Genomic DNA, 13,770 nt, shown 5'->3' with positions numbered 1-13,770 from the left:
GTTATTCTCTCCCTTTCATTATCATTTCGAGTACTGCCATGCGAATAAATACGCCGTTTTTCATTTGCTTAAAGATTCTGGAGCGTTCACATTCCACCAGCTCACTTGCAATTTCTACCCCTCTATTAAAAGGTGCTGGGTGCATGATGATTGCGCCCTCCTTCATTCTTTTCTCTCTATCTACCGTTAATCCATAATTTTCGTGATAGATTTCTTTCGAAAAGCTCGTGATTCCGTCATGTCTTTCATGCTGTACTCGTAAAAGCATGAGGACATCTGTGCTTTCTATTACTTTATCTAAATCATGAATTGCGTTAAATTCCGCCTGCCATTCTGGTGGGCAAACAAATTGTACCTTGGCGCCTAGCCTTGTTAGCGCATCTGCATTTGACCTCGCCACTCTGCTATGGGCAATATCTCCAACAATCGTGATTACTTTATCCTGCAGTGTTCCATACTCCTGCCAAATTGTATAGATATCTAGTAGACTTTGAGTGGGATGATTTCCAGTTCCGTCTCCTCCGTTAATAATGGCCAGACGAACCTTCCCTACGAGTTCCTTAAAAAACTCGTTTTGTTCGTGTCTAATAACCAAAGCATCTAAGCCGATGGACTCCAAAACCTTCACCGTGTCGTATAGCGTTTCACCCTTCAGCGTGCTGGAGAAACCTGCATCAAATGGTACAACCTCTAAACCTAGTCTTCTCTCCGCCATCTCAAAGCTCATCTTCGTCCTTGTACTTGGCTCAAAAAATAAATTCGCCACATGATATTTCCTTGTTAGTGAAGAAGATGTACCGTCCTCAAAAGCCTGTGCCTGCTTTAAAATATCCATCATCTGCTCCACAGACAATTCCTTCATCGAAACAAGATCCGTTAAACGCCTTCCAGAAACTAGATTCACCACAAAATCCACCTCTCATTATTGAAATGCGCAAGCGCCTGCTCTGCCCCGACAAGCAAATGGGGACCGGCGAGGAGGCAGTCCCTCAGCCACCGCAGTCGGGGCACATTTGACCTCGAGGGGCAAGGCGCTGAAGCTGGACATATTGAAATGCGTAAGCGCCTATGTCTGCCCCGACAAGCAAATGGGGAGCTTTTTGCAAAAAGAGGCTATAAAAAAACCTCCTCGAGAGTCGTCGAGAAGGTTCGTGAAAGCATAGGCAAAGTAGAGTAGCTCCCCGTGCACACTCTTTACCTATTCTTAAACCCTTCGCAGACTCTCTGTTCTACTGTTAAAAGGTTACGCTATTTAGTTTATTTCCTCCGGCAGCTCTTTTTTTCTACCAGGAAGTATTAGATTTAAAATCACACCAATGATTGCAGCTAATGCCATTCCTTCGATACTGAATGCTTCATTAACTACAAATTTCGCTCCGCCAATTCCGATTACCAAGATAACCGAAGCGATGACCATATTACGGCTATCTCCAAAGTCTACTTTTGCATCCACCAGCATACGCAATCCGCTAGAAGCGATAATTCCGAATAGCAGGATGGAAACCCCACCTAGAACCGCTGTTGGAATCGTCGTGATGACTGCCATCACTTTTCCCATGAATGATAGGAGAATCGCTACAACCGCTGCACCAAGAATGACATAGACACTGTACACTCGAGTAATTGCTAGCACACCGATGTTTTCGCCGTAGGTCGTTTTCGGCGGACCACCGATCAGGGCACTTACAAATGTTCCAAGCCCATCTCCTAATAGAGATCTATGTAAACCAGGCTCTTTTATATAATCTTTTTCTACTACTTTTCCAAGAACAAGCTGATGTCCGATATGCTCTGAAATTGTCACAATAACCACCGGCACCATTGCTAGTAATATAGTAGAAGTTATCTGAAACTCATAGTCTATACCTGGAATCAAGAAGTCTGGCATTGCAAACCAGCCAGTTTCCTTGATTGGGTCAAAGTTTACGATTCCAATGATGATAGAGTAAATATATCCAACTACCAACCCTATTAAAATAGGCATTGTACTAATAATATTTTTAAAGTAGATGGTGCAGATAATCGCTGTGAACAAGGTAACTAACGCTGCTGAGAAATGAAGGAAGCTATACGCCTTTTCTCCTGCATCTCCTACTGGAATGTTCATCGCCATATCCACTGCTACTCCAGCAAGGCCTAGCCCGATTACCATGATTACTGGGCCAACCACGATAGCTGGTAGTAGCTTCATAATCCAGTTGTAGCCACTTTTCCATATAACCAGTGACACAATCCCATACACCAATCCGACCATCATGGCACCAATCATGGCATTTCCGGGATTTACAGACATCCCCGCTTGATCTATACCAGCTACATAAATGATTGGAGTAATAAACGCAAAGGACGAGCCTAAATAAGCTGGGACTTGAAACTTGGTGATTAGTAGAAAAATAATCGTTGCTATCCCACTTGTTAATAGCGCAATTGCCGGGCTTAACCCTACTAACTGCGGAACCAGAATAGTGGATCCGAACATTGCAAACATATGCTGAAAGCTCAGGGTGATTAATTGTCCTTTTGATGGTTTTTCATGAACATCTAAAATCGCATTTGACATGGGGAGTCCCTACCTTCATTTGTTTATTCGTAAATTGTGACAGCATCCTGCTGATCTGCTTCTACTACCTTTACGACGATTCTTTCATTACTAGAGGTTGGAATGTTTTTCCCAACATAATCTGCTCGTATTGGTAGCTCGCGATGCCCTCTATCTATTAGAACCGCAAGCTGAATTTGTGCAGGTCTTCCTAGATCCATCACTGCATCCATTGCTGCCCTCACCGTTCTACCGGTGTATAACACATCATCCACCAGCACGACTTTTTTATCTGTCACATCATGCGTGATATCTACCTGCTGCACTAACGGCTCCGAGCCATTTTTCAGAGAAAGATCATCTCGATATAAGGTAATATCGAGCTCCCCTGTTTTAATGGCCTTGCCTTCAATTCGCTCGATTCTTTCCGCAAGCCTCTTTGCTAGGAAAGCACCCCTCGTTTTGATTCCAACAAGGATACAATCTTCAATTCCTTTGTTTCGCTCGATTATTTCATGCGCAATCCTTGTTAGTGCCCTACTTATGGATTGCTCATCTAATATGCTTGCCTTTTCTTCCATGTGAACCTGACCTCCTTTTCGTGTAAATAAAAAACCTCTTGAGCTAGAGAAGCCCAAGAGGTTGTATGTGCGCAAGAAATTAGAGTGATTCCTATAAATCCGCAGATTGATAGTGAGTCACGTTCACATTGTACCTTCTCAGCCTCTCTGGACTGTTATTAAAGGTGAAGCTATTTACTTTTTTAACAGTATAAAGGATTAATCCTCATTATGCAATGACGTTTTTCGTAAATCATCCAATAAATGTTGAAAATCTTCCGGCAGCGGATATGAAAACTCTAGATATTCACCTGTTCTTGGCTGAATAAAACCAAGCACTCCAGCATGTAGCACTTGTCCATTGAAATCTATTGTTTTCTTCGGACCATACTTTGGATCTCCAGCAAGCGGGAATCCAATATACTTCATGTGCACACGAATTTGATGGGTTCTACCAGTCTCTAGCTGACATTCCACAAGCGTGTACTTTTGGAAGCGCTCCAGCACTCTAAAATGAGTGACTGCATGCTTGCCATTATCTACAACACCCATACTTTGACGATCCTTTTTGTCACGGCCGATTGGCGCATCAATCGTTCCCTTATCATGAGCAATGTGTCCATGAACAAGAGCAGTATACTTACGAGTTACGGTCTTTTTCACCAGTTGATCCACTAACGATACATGAGCCACATCGTTTTTTGCGACCATCAATAAACCAGACGTGTCTTTATCGATACGATGCACAATACCAGGGCGCATAACGCCATTAATACCAGATAGGTCTTTAATTTGATACATCAACCCATTTACTAATGTCCCAGAAGTATGACCAGGAGCAGGGTGCACAACCATTCCTCTTGGCTTGTAAACTACGACAACGTCCTCGTCCTCATAGATAATCTCCAGGTTCAAGTTTTCAGCTACGATATCTAATGGCACGGACTCTGGAGGAGATACAACAATCACGTCTCCCTCCTTTACCTTATAATTAGACTTGGCAGGCTCATTATTCACCAGAACATGGCCTTCTTTAATGAAGTTTTGAATCTGCGTACGAGACCAATCTGTTTCGAAGGACGCGATTGCCTTATCAATTCTTTCTTTTTCTAATTCCTTTTCTATTACATACGTTTGTTCTTCCATTATTTCACCTTTTTCTTTTCTGCTCGTTCAATACGTTCCTCTTTTAGGATGAACAAGATAATAAATATTACCCCAAAAGTTAATGCAGCATCTGCAATATTAAAAATCGGGAAATCATAGTTGATGATAGGGATTAATACATCTGCAAAATCCACTACCTCGCCTCTCCACATGCGGTCAATAAAATTCCCTATAGCTCCGCCTAAGATAAGCATCAACCCTGTTTGAAAGAAAGGTTTACCCTTTGCTTCCTTATGGAAATAATAAATAATCGCAGCAACCACCACAACGGTGATAACAGCAAACAATGCCATTTGCCCCTGTAATATTCCCCACGCTGCTCCACGATTTCTATGTGAGAGGAGCGCAAAATAAGGATCCCACAGAATAATCCGTTCTCCTAGCTCCATGTTTTTTACTACCAGCCATTTCGTCCATTGGTCCAGTAGAATGACAAACGCTGCAAGCCCATAAAATTTCCACACAGTAATTCCCCCGATAATTGTTCACATTGTCTATAATTTTGCTTTATATAAGTCAGAGCGCTCTAACAAGACTCAAATTTAACAATCTATTCTAGTTTACCATACATAGGGGAAGTTCGTAAAAAAGTATCATAGGAGAATTTATTCGCCCCTTCTTATTGCCTCCATGTTCTCTCTTACATGCTCTTTTCGTTTCATTCCAACCATGACCGCACTTACTTTTTTATTTTCAAGTATGCTTCTTAATGTTTGCCGCGCATCCATTCCATCATCAAAGGCTTTCCCTAAGTTGAAGGGTGCACTCGTTGTCACATGAATTTGAAGCATTTCAGCTGCTTTTAATAAAGAGCATTTCTGTGCACTAACTGTTTGATTGAACAGCGATTTTCCCTCTTGCATCGAAAAATTAAAGGGAAACTGAATGAACCTAAAATGGTGCTGCTCCCCTGCCACTAGTTCCGCCGTTTGAACCACTTTCTCTAACGAGAGATAACCTGCATCCTGAGGATTTCGCAAAAATCCATGCCACGTTGCCAACCCATAGTATCTAATCTTTTCCTTCTCCACCTGCTCCTCGAAAAATTGAAACAGCTTCTCTAACTTTTGATAGAACTTTGTCTCCCCAATTACCTCCAACGAAATTTCCGGATTATGAAGGTAATAGATATCTAGCGTTTCTACATGCACATTCCTTCTACTCTCCTCTATGGCAAATTGAAAATAGCTTGGCTCCAACACATGCTTACTGGTACCCATTACGTGAATATCCTTCTCCTGGATGATCTTTTCCTTTAGAAGGACTTGCTTTAAATACTCGGTAGGCACCAATTTGGCGTCAATATCACCTGGTATTAGGCCTGCCTTGGTAGATAGAATAATCTCTTCCCTTTTCAACACTTGATCTTCTACGATTATTTTTTTCAAAACCTGCCCAATATCTCTTTCCGATCTCTTTCCACGATAATTTAAGGCAGTATCCACAAAATTTATCCCATTTCGTAATCCGTATGTTAATGCCTCTTTATATAGCCTTGAATCCTCGTCATTCATTTCCCCAAGATGCGTTCCAATAGCTATAGGAGACGTACAAAACATCGGCAGCCTCTTCATTTCCACATAATGTTGTTGAAGATATCGAACAGTTTGCGCTACATTCGCTGACCCACTAATCAAACCATGCACCCCTTTTCTTTTATAAATGCTATCTTAGCTTGTAATTTATAGAATTATAAGACTTATATGCAAATAAAGCCCATGGTATAATTAACCTATAGAGACGGAGGGAACGGCATGGTGTATGTGAAATGGGGAGAAAATACAGTCAGACTTACTTGGAAGCCTGAATTGGTTCTGACAGAAGATAGAATTGTTACAAGTGTGCACGGTATTTGTGTATTGGACGGTAAAATCCTGTTAAGTCATATTGAAGGCAGGGGCTTTAATTCTCCTGGTGGTCATCTAGAAAATAACGAGACACCAGAAGAAACATTACACAGAGAAATTTACGAAGAAGCGTATGTACGAGGGACAGCTACTTACTTAGGCTGTATTGAAGTGAGCCATGAAGAAAACCCAACTTACAATGGTAAATATCCAAAGGTTGCCTATCAGGCATTTTACCGAGTGGACATTACAGAGTGCCTACCTTTCCTTAGAGAATTTGAGGCAAAGACACGCATATGGGTAGAGCCATCGGAAGTGATTCAAGTAGTAGATGATCACGAATTAATACTAGAGATTATAGAGGATGCAATGAAGGTTCGCTAAAAGGAAAAATGCTTGTGGAAAGGTCGTCATATGATGTTAATCTTGATAGTGTCAATCGCTTCTATCGTTATATGGAGCACAGTGTCTCAGGAACTCGGAAAGTCTTCGAAGGACCAGGACAATAGAAGAATTATTACCTTAATGTCCGCAGGTACTCTGTCCACGTTAATTCTTACGATTAAATTGTTTCAAACTATTCCATTTTCATGATAAATCGTTTGAAAATGTGTTTGATTATCCTTCATATAAGTTGACCTTGGGAGGTATTTATTTGTTATATAGTCCAAAATGGAGCAAAGCTAAAAAACAATTAAAAAGCTTCACTTGCGAATCCTTACGTTCAAGAGTGGACTTTCATGTCATTAATTATAGACGTGCACACGACCAGCTAGGTAGAGCTATCATTACTGTGGACAAAGTAGAAAAGTTAAATATGTGCACAATCACTGTGGAGAGAGAAGAATATTACAGAGGTAGAGCTATAAGAAAAGAATTAGACGACTTTAATTTTGATGATGTATCTAATAACCGTGCCATTCAAGATAAGGCACATCAAATACTTAAGAACGAAGCCATCTATGCACAATATGATTTCTTTTCTACTTTAGAAAAATATTTCAACACGTCTATAGAAGATTGTTTACGCTCATCCGATAGTTTAATGAAAATATTATGCCTGTTGGATCGTCGTATTGGGAAACGAACATTAATGAAAATGAACGACACAATTGCAAGTGAACATCCGTTAGTCCAAGACTTTTTTAAACTGCGCTGTGAAGCAGAAAATGTAAGAAGCTGCATTTGAGAAACCATGTCATAATGAAATAGCATACTTATCAGGAAACACACCTAAACTATCTTGAAGAACCTTGTTGAAAACATATTCTTCAGGGAGAAAGGACTTTGAATTTAGTAAGTGTGTAACCTTCTTATGAGTTTCCCTTCTTGAAGTAAAGTACCCGTTCGTTAAAGTACAATTTTTCACATTATCATTTTTCTCTTTTTTGTTTCTGGGACCTTTTGGTTACTAAGGACAAAACAAATAAATGCTGAAATGCTACAAACATATGGTAGGAAAGGATAACCCCAATTAGATATCACATAACCACCAATGATTGAACCGATGGTAATGCCAATATATAGAGCCGTATTATTCCACGCCATAACCATTCCCCGTTCTTTGGGATATTCAACTGTTAATCGTGCTTGATAGGATGTAAATCCTGCATACCCAACCAAAGCCCATATGAACAAAATGAAATAAATCCAACCCCCAGTTGAGAAGAAGATTCCTAAACAAACGAGTATAAGGGTTAATAAAACTAACGTAGCTTTAGAAAATTTCTTTTCCCCAAACCTGTCTGTGAATTGTCCACTTATAAGACTTCCTAAAACAGCACCAATCCCATAAAAAGTAACAGCTAATGCGATTTCTGATGATATGAATCTATTTTCGGAATAAAGAGCCGCACCTAAGTAAACATAAAGAGTATACATCGAAATTGCCCAAAAGGTGGTAACACTTACCGAACCGAGGATTCTCAGCAAATTTCCTTCTAATAGATTCCTTGTTAAATCATTCTTAGGAACACATTTCCATGTTTTATAATTCACTACCACCAATAAAGTTCCTATAACAGCCATTACAACAAAAACTGAACGCCATCCAAGAAAATTCTCTAGTAACGTACCGATTGGTGCTCCTGCCCAAAGAGCTGTTAAATGTCCTGAAATCACAATAGAAAGCCAAGTTCCTCTTCGATTAGATGGTGCAATATCCCCGATGATTGCATAAATCACAGGAGTGATGGCAGCAACCGCCAAGCCAGCTAAAATACGACTAATAATTAACCAAGTAAAAGAAGGAGAAAAAGCAGTTAAGATATTAGAGAAGGAAAATAACATTAACCCAAAGGTAATAAAAACTCCTCTTCCATTTTTATCTGAAGCCCAACCAAAGAAAGGTGTTGCAATAGCATAGGTTATAGCAAAAACAGTTACCATCCATCCTGTCATCGCTGAACTAACACTATAAGCTTCCGAAATGAAAGGTAGTAACGGAGATACTACAAATAAATCTGTACCCATTAGAAACAAGGTTATCCAACCAACAATCAAACTGGCTCTCCCTTGCAAATCCATTACACCCCCCAATTTGCAATTATTATATGTATATTTTTTAGAGTCGTTACTTCCATAAGTAATTCAATATAAAAAGGCATTAATTTCTCTTGGATTAACCGTTATATACTAAATGCCTAATCCGGTATTCTATAAAGAAAAATAGAATATGTTCGATTAGAAAAAAAGCTTTACTCCTTCTTGAAGTAAAGCACCCCGTCAGCTGAATGAGGTTACTTCACCCAATAGAAAAATCCATTATGACGAAGCATTCCCCTCTTGGTTTCTAAATAAATATTTTAATAAAGACATTCCAAGCCTAATTAGTAAAATGTAAATAAAACTTCGGCAAATACTTAGAACTAAGACAAATACATATATGCCAAAATCTTCGACTTCGTTTAATCCGTAATATTGCAGTTGCCAATCAAAAAAAATATTATAATAACTTATCCCTAATGATATAGGAATTAATAATACCCAATAAGCTTTAGGCAAACTGACTTTATACCCCTTAACTAACATTTAATCACCATCTCCATTTTTAAGTAAGAGTGTAAATCTTCTAGACCCTCCACGGTATGCTCAACCTTCATACTGTTTCATGTATTATACGAAAAAGATAAAAGGAAAGAAGATATAAGCGTCATCCACATTATGAACCAAGTAATACCATAAAGGATACGTTATACCGCATATCACGATTGATGTGATTAATGGAACTACATAATATTTCTGTTTTTTATATAATCCAAGATTCACTGCTATTCCAATTAACAATACAAAAATCGTAGGTAATAATATATATAATCCTATTGAGAAGCCCCCAAGAAAACTCATGAAGTAAAGTAGAAAAGCAAGAACATAAAACCTAATCGCAACCATCTTCATTGATCCCCCCCAATATCCCCTTAAGAAAAAAGTCGTCTAAGCTACCCATGATCTTGATTCAAAGCCCCTGTTAGCTGAAGAAGGAATTATTTTCTTTGATCATCCAACTTATTGATTCAATAATAATATCTGGTCTATCAATATGTATTGAATGACTTGCCTCTTGTGCTAATATCAATTTACTATTTTGAGAAAGATTAACTTGGTTCATAATTAGTTCTTGCCACTTTTCTTCAAATAACCTTAACTCCGACTCTGGTAAACCATCCTCAATTCCCAACCTAATATTATGTTCTTTATCTCGCCCAATTACCATTAAAGGTACATTAGGAAATTCACCTAAGTTCTTTATGGTATCTGCGTCCACCTTCCAATTGCTAATTTCAGAATGCATTGCTTTGTATAGCAAAGGATTTATCTGGAATTTTATTAATCGTTGTTGTACATCAAAAGGGAGTTGTTTTTGTTTTATTGAAAGAGTAGGATTAATGATTTCTCTTAATTCTTCCTGATTCATAAGAGAATAAGAAGCACATTTTTCCATCCAAATCTCATCGGTTGAACCTTCATTCAACACTGGTGTATCCAACTCGTCTAAGACCTTTAAATCAACAGAAGTTGAATCTACTAAAACTATTCCCGCCACCTTTTTAGGATGCTCTTTCACAAAATGCTGGGCACATAAACCACCATAGGAATGGCCAACTAATAATACGGGTTCAAATATTTCAAGTAAAAGCATCAACTCATTTATTTCGTTTACGACCGCCTGTGTATTACGGACTTCATTCCGAATTTCACTATTACCAAGTCCAGGTCTATTAAACATTATTACTCGATTTGATTTACTTAATGGGTCTATCACATCGTACCACTCATCAAATGAGCAACCCATCCCTGTAAGGATAATTATTGGTGTACCATTTCTTCCTTTTCGAAGAATTTCCATTTTATTATGATTAATTGTTAAGAATTCATTAATATTAATCACCCTTTGCATATTAATTATTGATATATTAGTCCTGTTGAAATCAACGTTCCTTTTACCTGGTTAATTTACTTTTACCTTAGAATTACTCTATTGTCGCTATATTTCGGACGATAAAACTTGCAATCTCAGATTTAGATAGGGTCCCATCTACAATGAGGTCAGAGTTCGGTTTTGTCGTATTTAACATATCCAGATACCCCCGCCTTCCTCTAAGAATGTAGTTTTCTAGATCCAGCTTTATATCCTCGGCAGAACTATTTTTAAAATCTCGCATTATTCTCCGTGCCATTGCAATATCCAATGGAGTATCAATAAACACTGCAAAATCAATAAATTCTCTTGTGTTAGTATGTAAATAAGCAAATGGAAAATCTAAAATTATGTAATCCAATGGTTCATTAACTAACTTCTTTATATCTCTAATTAGTGGCGATAAGTCCCATTCATCAGGATTACATCCATTATCAATCCATTCTATAATGTTATCAGGACCATCAAAATCATAATCATCAAAAGATATTGTTTTACTATTTTGCAACTGCCCTTTTAGGTAAGAGGTTATTGTAGTTTTGCCCCCACCCGAGACAGCAGCAATTGAAATCACAAACGGAAATTTCTTTTTCATAAAATCCTCCAAGTTTCGAATTTCTTCGTCCGCTAACCTGCTCCTTAAGCAACATATGAAAAAAGACCACTCTTAAAGCAGTCTAGTTCATAAATTCTATTCTTCATTGGAATAATCTATAAGGACTTTTTTACAACCCTCACATAGATAAGCATCTACATAATTAATTGAAAAGCGACTTTGATTCGATAATAGAACTGATTCTTTATTCAACCTGGGTTCAATACTCAACTTAGATACTTTTGGTACCCAAGCAAGTCTAGTACCACTCTGTATATACCCTTTTTTCATTTCACTGCCGCAGTTAGGACATTCATTCAAAAGCATCCCTCCTTACTGTACACTTTCTATATAATAACATCATTGTTATGTATTCTCTTAACCATCCCATAAATCCTTCTTCCGCTAACCTACTCCGTACCCGTTATTTGAGTAGCATGCATATGAAAATTCATTCGTAGACAATTAGTTACTATCTTTTAACACAAGTGTAGCGAATGCAAAATTACTGTTATTAATTTTCGTTCTAATTAACAAACAATGTATAAGGTTTCCGTCTATTGCATAATCCGTATATCTCCCAAAATCATGAGTTTGCTCGAATTGTAATTAAACGATTCCATTTTCTCCAACTCTTGGGACGACTGGGGCGATATCGTACTCGGAAATAATGTATCCATTCTCATCTAAAATGTAGTCATAAACCTCAAATTCATCAGATTCAAAGTTTATAGATTCAATTTGTATGATTTCACTATGACTAATGGAGGGTAACTCACTAAATTTTTTACCTACCATATAATCCCTGACTCTCTCTACAATTTCTTCCTTTTCTTCGTTATACAGATCTCCAAATGAAATAGTGGGTAATTGTTCAGAAGAATGGGTTATTCTAATTTCGGGTTCTTCTGTTCCTTGTTGACATGCAGCAAGAAGCATTATAGTAAATATAATAACAACCCACATTTTTGGTCGAGTTTTCAATTTTTCACTCTCATTTCTCATTTATGACTTTAAAAAATTCGATGAAATACTAGAATAACTCGTCATATTACTACTTCAAGCAATTCCAAGTTAACATTTTACTGAACTAGCCTGCCGTTTTAGTTAATTTCTAATAAAACTAACTCTTCATTCATATTAACATTCACGCCTATTATTAATGGTTCATATACAGCAAGTTCTTGCTTACTATATCCGACAGTATCAAATGTTATAAAGCCTTTTATATAAATATTGCCATCTTCCTTAGTAAACTCAGTTAATTCACTATTAATCTTTCTTTGATCTAGCCAATTGCTAGCTACTACTTCAATATCTTCTTCCAGCACTTCATTCTTGCCTATCTGGCCTATGGTGAAAGAGTAACTTAACTCAGTTACGTTTGAGTTGGATTCGTCTTCAAGAGTAATAAGATAATCTTGTATTCTCATATTTTCTTTATCTTTATGCTCAACGTTACAACCAACTAAAATGAATGATAAACACACCCACACTACTAATTTATTCATAACTTTCGTCCTTTTTATATTTACCTGCTTTTAAATAACTCAGCTTCACATTTCTCAATAAAATTATGTAATTCTGGCTCTATATTTACTTTTATTTCATGTAATATCTGGGACATTAGTTAAGGAATATCTTTATTTTCAACTTCTCTGTTTAGTGTTCGTTTTGCTAGTTTTACAATATTATTTTTCGCCTCTTCATTACCTCTTAAATAATATTTTAAATTTAATATCCATAATTTTAAAAAATGATGGTACTTATTAATTGGTACCTTTATCAAAGAAGGAATATGTGGGGTAGCCATAACTTGAATGTCTATTATCCAAAATATAGGTAGATCTCTATAGACAAAAGATATCACGTACTCTTTATGTAATCACGAAATCTACACCTATTTTAACATAAACATCCATTTAATGATTCGTAATTTTACAGAATTATAATACTTATTTGTAAATTAAATTTGCATTATAATTAAACTATAGAGATGGTGAGAAAGGCATAGTGAATGCGAAATAGGGAGGAAAAGCATGGTTAAATCGGAAACCACATTGGGAATAAATCATGGACCACACTTGGGGGTTGGTTATTGTAGAGGTTGAGAGATACAAGAAGCAAAAGAAATTGCCAAAAACGCCCCTCCTGTATCGGAAGAAAAGTTTGAGGATACAGTACATCCTTGGGAACCACTGGAAGGTTTATTTACTAAGAATGAGGATTAAACTAGAAAAGGCTTCGGGGCACTTCTATTGAAGGTCTGGTACGAACGAGAGTAAATCCATTGTCTGATAGATGGTCCTTCACGAAGGTTGCCTGCCTGTCAATAAAAAAGGCCTTCACCGATTTACTCGGTGAAGGCCTTTCTGTTGCCTAGCGACGTCCTACTCTCACAGGGGGAGACCCCCAACTACCATCGGCGCTGAAGAGCTTAACTTCCGTGTTCGGTATGGGAACGGGTGTGACCTCTTCGCCATCATCACTAGACTGCTTCGGCTTTCAATACGAGGCGCATTGAAACCCTCAATGAGTTGTTCACTCAAAACTGGATAAAGGACATCAGAAACAAACAAATTGGTTAAGTCCTCGATCGATTAGTATTCGTCAGCTGCACATGTCGCCATGCTTCCACCCCGAAC

At 37.8% G+C, this 13,770-nt stretch carries 14 protein-coding genes and 1 rRNA gene; 2 read left to right on the top strand and 13 right to left on the bottom strand.

All coding sequences use genetic code 11. The features are described 5' to 3' along the window. Position 1: 1 nt before the first annotated feature. The 6 genes from AC1VU3_RS00075 to AC1VU3_RS00050 all read right to left on the bottom strand — a co-directional run bounded on the left by AC1VU3_RS00075 (position 2) and on the right by AC1VU3_RS00050 (position 5,903). A complete protein-coding gene (locus tag AC1VU3_RS00075; protein ID WP_482982632.1) occupies positions 2-862 on the bottom strand; it encodes an aspartate carbamoyltransferase catalytic subunit in 861 nt (286 codons plus the stop codon). A gap of 390 nt (positions 863-1,252) precedes the next feature. Continuing rightward, complete coding sequence (locus tag AC1VU3_RS00070) at positions 1,253-2,560, bottom strand: solute carrier family 23 protein (RefSeq protein WP_480388129.1); 1,308 nt, start codon at positions 2,558-2,560, stop codon at positions 1,253-1,255. A 23-nt stretch (positions 2,561-2,583) separates the two neighbouring features. Then, positions 2,584-3,120, bottom strand: a complete 537-nt coding sequence (gene pyrR, locus AC1VU3_RS00065) for a bifunctional pyr operon transcriptional regulator/uracil phosphoribosyltransferase PyrR (RefSeq protein ID WP_480388128.1) — start codon at positions 3,118-3,120, stop codon at positions 2,584-2,586. Between the two features lie 198 nt (positions 3,121-3,318). Next, positions 3,319-4,245, bottom strand: coding sequence for an RluA family pseudouridine synthase (locus tag AC1VU3_RS00060; protein WP_480388127.1), 927 nt, complete (start codon positions 4,243-4,245; stop codon positions 3,319-3,321). Next, positions 4,245-4,730, bottom strand: a complete 486-nt coding sequence (gene lspA / locus AC1VU3_RS00055; RefSeq protein WP_480388126.1) for a signal peptidase II — start codon at positions 4,728-4,730, stop codon at positions 4,245-4,247. Before lspA ends, AC1VU3_RS00060 begins: the two co-directional genes overlap by 1 nt. 141 nt (positions 4,731-4,871) lie before the next feature. Further along, a complete protein-coding gene (locus AC1VU3_RS00050; protein WP_480388125.1) occupies positions 4,872-5,903 on the bottom strand; it encodes an aldo/keto reductase in 1,032 nt (343 codons plus the stop codon). Between the two features lie 117 nt (positions 5,904-6,020). On the opposite strand from AC1VU3_RS00050, the gene AC1VU3_RS00045 reads away from it, so the two are divergent. Together AC1VU3_RS00045 and AC1VU3_RS00040 are read left to right on the top strand one after the other, a co-directional pair. Further along, positions 6,021-6,497: an NUDIX domain-containing protein gene (locus AC1VU3_RS00045; protein ID WP_480388124.1), complete on the top strand. Its 477-nt coding sequence runs from the start codon at positions 6,021-6,023 to the stop codon at positions 6,495-6,497. A 271-nt stretch (positions 6,498-6,768) separates the two neighbouring features. Continuing rightward, a complete protein-coding gene (locus AC1VU3_RS00040) occupies positions 6,769-7,302 on the top strand; it encodes an SF0329 family protein (RefSeq protein WP_480388123.1) in 534 nt (177 codons plus the stop codon). Between the two features lie 176 nt (positions 7,303-7,478). Here AC1VU3_RS00040 and AC1VU3_RS00035 read toward each other — a convergent pair whose 3' ends face one another. The 7 genes from AC1VU3_RS00035 to rrf all read right to left on the bottom strand — a co-directional run bounded on the left by AC1VU3_RS00035 (position 7,479) and on the right by rrf (position 13,618). After that, positions 7,479-8,639: an MFS transporter gene (locus tag AC1VU3_RS00035; protein WP_480388122.1), complete on the bottom strand. Its 1,161-nt coding sequence runs from the start codon at positions 8,637-8,639 to the stop codon at positions 7,479-7,481. Between the two features lie 940 nt (positions 8,640-9,579). Continuing rightward, complete coding sequence (locus tag AC1VU3_RS00030) at positions 9,580-10,500, bottom strand: alpha/beta fold hydrolase (RefSeq protein ID WP_480388121.1); 921 nt, start codon at positions 10,498-10,500, stop codon at positions 9,580-9,582. Between the two features lie 82 nt (positions 10,501-10,582). After that, positions 10,583-11,125: a nucleoside/nucleotide kinase family protein gene (locus AC1VU3_RS00025; RefSeq protein ID WP_480388120.1), complete on the bottom strand. Its 543-nt coding sequence runs from the start codon at positions 11,123-11,125 to the stop codon at positions 10,583-10,585. Between the two features lie 96 nt (positions 11,126-11,221). Then, complete coding sequence (locus AC1VU3_RS00020) at positions 11,222-11,446, bottom strand: PF20097 family protein (protein ID WP_480388119.1); 225 nt, start codon at positions 11,444-11,446, stop codon at positions 11,222-11,224. A gap of 288 nt (positions 11,447-11,734) precedes the next feature. After that, positions 11,735-12,109, bottom strand: coding sequence for a hypothetical protein (locus AC1VU3_RS00015; RefSeq protein WP_482982381.1), 375 nt, complete (start codon positions 12,107-12,109; stop codon positions 11,735-11,737). Between the two features lie 119 nt (positions 12,110-12,228). After that, entirely contained in the window at positions 12,229-12,636 is a 408-nt protein-coding gene (locus tag AC1VU3_RS00010) for a hypothetical protein (RefSeq protein WP_480388117.1), read from the bottom strand. Between the two features lie 866 nt (positions 12,637-13,502). Then, positions 13,503-13,618: ribosomal RNA gene (gene rrf / locus AC1VU3_RS00005) — 5S ribosomal RNA — on the bottom strand. Between the last annotated feature and the right edge of the window lie 152 nt (positions 13,619-13,770).

It is taken from the genome of Psychrobacillus sp. Z16_25 (genome assembly GCF_056856695.1).
Note: the sequence above shows the minus strand (reverse complement) of the source record. Positions and strands in the feature narration are given on the sequence as shown.

Bases quoted from the DNA above. Each gene is read 5' to 3' on its own strand.
- AC1VU3_RS00035 (WP_480388122.1), bottom strand. From the start codon at position 8,639: ATGGATTTGCAAGGGAGAGCCAGTTTGATTGTTGGTTGGATAACCTTG.
- AC1VU3_RS00045 (WP_480388124.1), top strand. From the start codon at position 6,021: ATGGTGTATGTGAAATGGGGAGAAAATACAGTCAGACTTACTTGGAAG.
- AC1VU3_RS00010 (WP_480388117.1), bottom strand. From the start codon at position 12,636: ATGAATAAATTAGTAGTGTGGGTGTGTTTATCATTCATTTTAGTTGGT.
- AC1VU3_RS00075 (WP_482982632.1), bottom strand. From the start codon at position 862: ATGAAGGAATTGTCTGTGGAGCAGATGATGGATATTTTAAAGCAGGCA.
- AC1VU3_RS00060 (WP_480388127.1), bottom strand. From the start codon at position 4,245: ATGGAAGAACAAACGTATGTAATAGAAAAGGAATTAGAAAAAGAAAGA.
- pyrR (WP_480388128.1), bottom strand. From the start codon at position 3,120: ATGGAAGAAAAGGCAAGCATATTAGATGAGCAATCCATAAGTAGGGCA.
- AC1VU3_RS00025 (WP_480388120.1), bottom strand. From the start codon at position 11,125: ATGAAAAAGAAATTTCCGTTTGTGATTTCAATTGCTGCTGTCTCGGGT.
- AC1VU3_RS00070 (WP_480388129.1), bottom strand. From the start codon at position 2,560: ATGTCAAATGCGATTTTAGATGTTCATGAAAAACCATCAAAAGGACAA.